At 48.6% G+C, this 3,093-nt stretch carries 3 protein-coding genes and 1 pseudogene; all 4 read left to right on the top strand.

What is annotated here, in order from left to right:
• Window positions 1–1,206, top strand: a 1,206-nt coding sequence (locus BMY98_RS26420) for a DUF637 domain-containing protein (RefSeq protein WP_139214596.1), incomplete at its 5' end; no start/stop codon positions are given.
• Window positions 1,203–1,685: an SMI1/KNR4 family protein gene (locus BMY98_RS26415; RefSeq protein WP_074893731.1), complete on the top strand. Its 483-nt coding sequence runs from the start codon at window positions 1,203–1,205 to the stop codon at window positions 1,683–1,685. The genes BMY98_RS26420 and BMY98_RS26415, both read left to right, overlap by 4 nt.
• Before the next feature lie 473 nt (window positions 1,686–2,158).
• Window positions 2,159–2,391, top strand: a pseudogene (locus tag BMY98_RS27160) (colicin E5-related ribonuclease).
• Window positions 2,370–2,705 carry a hypothetical protein gene (locus BMY98_RS26410; protein WP_175514230.1) on the top strand — a complete coding sequence of 112 codons (336 nt, stop codon included), beginning with the start codon at window positions 2,370–2,372 and terminating at the stop codon, window positions 2,703–2,705. Before BMY98_RS27160 ends, BMY98_RS26410 begins: the two are co-directional and overlap by 22 nt.
• Window positions 2,706–3,093: the final 388 nt, after the last annotated feature.

Raw genomic sequence — 3,093 nt, 5'->3', positions numbered from 1 at the left:
ATCAACAACAAAGGCAATCTCGGAAACACGGTTAAAGATACCTTTAGCAGTAACAGCCTCAAGAACGCGCTCATTGCAAGCGTGACCGCGGGCATTATTGATTACGCAGACCAAAATTGGTTCGCCAGCGCGGGTGACGCCGCTAATGGCGGTTCAAAGGTTATTACAGCGGGGCCGACTCAAAATCCAGGCTACGCGTCGAGCATGCTGCAGCCTGACAGTTGGGCGAATACGCTGGCACGCAGCGGCACGCACGCTCTGATCAACAGCGGGGTTTCGACAGCGGTCAATGGAGGTAACTTCGGTTCCAATCTAGGTGGCGCACTTGTCAGCGAGGGTATCGACCTTGGTTCCGCTTTGGGGAACAAGGTCGTTGGAGATTTAGCCGGGGAGCTGCACATTGCGCCCGAACTTGTGCAAAAGGTCGTGCTGCACGCCGTCTTGGGTGGGTTAATTTCCAAGGCGACCGGGGGTGACTTCGCAAGTGGGGCGATCGCAGGCGGGGTGGCGGAAGGGCTCACGCCGCTAGCGAATAATTATCTGGCCCAGTACGTCAGTGATCGATTCTCAGCAGCTGACCTTACAGAAGCCGGAAGCCAAGCAAAAATCACAACAGGGCAACTCATAGGCTTAATCGCTTCGAGCATGGCGGGTGGTAGCGCTGCTACCGGCAGCCTCATTGGCGGCGCTGGCGAGAAATACAACAACGAACAACACCACAACCCGGTTGAGGAGGTCGAAGCCGAAATCAGGCACTCCGAGGGCTTGCCGATTCCCCCCCAGGAAGCGGCGGACCTTGGAATGCCTCCGATCCAGTCAATTGTTCCAGGTCCCCCAGTCATGGGTTTAGGTGGGGCGGCCGCTGTCGGAGGGATGTCTATCCCTACGATTGGCGGCCGGAAGCCGATAAACAGTCAGTATGCAGGAGGCCAGTCTCCCTCAGGCGTGGCATATAGCGCGAGCGGATTCCCCGACTTTTCTCCGTACGCAGTTTCAACTGTTGTGGTTGAGGGCATGACAGGTGTGTATAGAGTAGACTCAAGGTTAGCGAATCAGCTGGTAGGTTTGACGCAAACACCTCAAGGATTCGTTTGGCATCATGTCGAGGATGGGATGACTATGCAATTGATCCCGAAAGATGTTCATGTCGAAGCGCCTCACACTGGCGGTGCCGCTGTAATAAGAAACGGAGGGATAGATAAGTGAACATTGAAATTAAAAGTGTTGAGCCATATTCCGATTTCGAGCTTTCAGAACTAGAACGCTACTCAGGTGTCAGCGTTGATGATGAAATTCGAAAGTTTTTTAATGAGTATAATGGAGCGCGGTTTTCCCCGAGTGGACTTCAGGGGGATGTTCGAGAAGATGTAGGGGTTTCCGAGTTTCTTTCTATTGCGCAGATATTGATTGAAGTCCAGCAGTTTAGATTCAGGTCTGGGTACATTCCGATTGCTTTAGCTGAGGGTGGCAACTATGTGGTTATTGATCTTGTAAGTAAGGCCGTACTGTTCCTAGATCATGAAGTTGAAGACGGTTATCGTGAGATCGCTGCAGATGTGGATGATTTTGTGAAGCGTTTAATCCCCAACGCAGAAATTCAGGATGATTTTTCGGGTATGAAGGTGAAAAGCGTGTGGATAGATCCAGTATTCTTAGCGAGAATCAAATCTGGAGAGTTCAAATAGAAAAAGCGTAAAGGGGGGGGCGGTCGCTTTGTTCTCGTAGGGTATAAAATGGGACTGATCGCTTAACCGCGAGCAATGGATAATAGGACTAAAAGGGACTGACCCCTTTGTTCCAAGTAAGTTGCTCGATGGCTGAGTTGGCAAAGGTGCAGTTATTGAGGTGCGCCCATCAATTGCCGGCAATCTGAATGTGTACGAAAGTGGGGTCACTGAACCTGGCCAGTTCCATCACCAGGTTTATACGGATGGTTAATATGTCTATGATCCTAGACTGTCTTCCCGCCCCATCCCGAAAGGCGACTGGCAACAGCATATAATGATAAAAGGATAAAAGGGCAGGATAAAAGGGGACGGACCCCTTTTTACCAGCTATCACTGTTGGCGGGCAAGCTGTAGATGGCGTTGGTGACGTTGCCGGCGGTCTGGGGTCAAAAGGACTATCTATAACGATTGAGCCCAAAATTGTCGATCAGATGGGTAAGAGAGGCTGGACAGAAAGCTCTATACAGGATGCTATAGATAAACCGATAAAAACGGTTGTGACGAAAGATACTCGGTTTGATACCGTGTCGGGAAGCCGTCTAAATGATCCGGCTCCGGGTATATTGCTAAAGATGGCTCCTACGTAGTGAGGAACGACCGTACAGGCGCTATTGTTCAAGTCTCCAATAAGAATGACCCTAAATGGGTCGCCCCATGGGATTGATTATGAAAGAAGTTTCTATCAAGGATTTGCCTGTGATTCCTACATTGATATGGGAAGGGGTCCCTTTGTTCGATATCGCAGATGGAATTGGGCTTGTTGAATATTGTGAAAAAAATGATATTGCAGTTTTGGGTATGGAGGGTTTTGAAATCAGGGGTGATCAGCGGATCCCAGATATGGATTGTATTGTAGATTTTTCGGCATCACTCAGTGACGAGTGCTTTCTTGCCAAATCACTAGCGGCTATCAAGCGAATATTGAGTGGTTTGCCAAGTCATAGTCTTTTTCTTGAGTTTGTTCTGGTTAAAGGTTAGTTTGCTAAAAAGGAGAATCGAAGGGGGTGGACCCCATTTTTTCATTAATACTGCTCAATATCTCGAAATATCGCGAGTGGAATGTCAGAAGAAGATGCTGCTTTAAAGACTTGGACAGGCCAAATTTCCCAAAAGTACGGATACAGTAAAGTCGATAATATTGAATTCATTGGAGGTATTACTTATGTCACCTTCAAAAAATAGAAACTTTTTAGCGCAATTGCTGAGGATGAAAAGGGACGGGATAAAAGGGGGCTGACCCCTTTTTATCATGTCGCGAAAGGTGCGCAAATTGCACAGTACGCGACGACGTACAACCGTCAACTGCATGCTGAAGAGCAGAAATGGTTAGAAGATAACGCCAAGACGTTCGCTGATAAGTATGGAA

Source organism: Pseudomonas graminis (assembly GCF_900111735.1).
Lineage (GTDB): Bacteria > Pseudomonadota > Gammaproteobacteria > Pseudomonadales > Pseudomonadaceae > Aquipseudomonas > Aquipseudomonas graminis.
This window is presented reverse-complemented; position numbering and strand designations above follow the sequence as displayed.

Bases quoted from the DNA above. Each gene is read 5' to 3' on its own strand.
- BMY98_RS26410 (WP_175514230.1), top strand. From the start codon at position 2,370: ATGGGTCGCCCCATGGGATTGATTATGAAAGAAGTTTCTATCAAGGAT.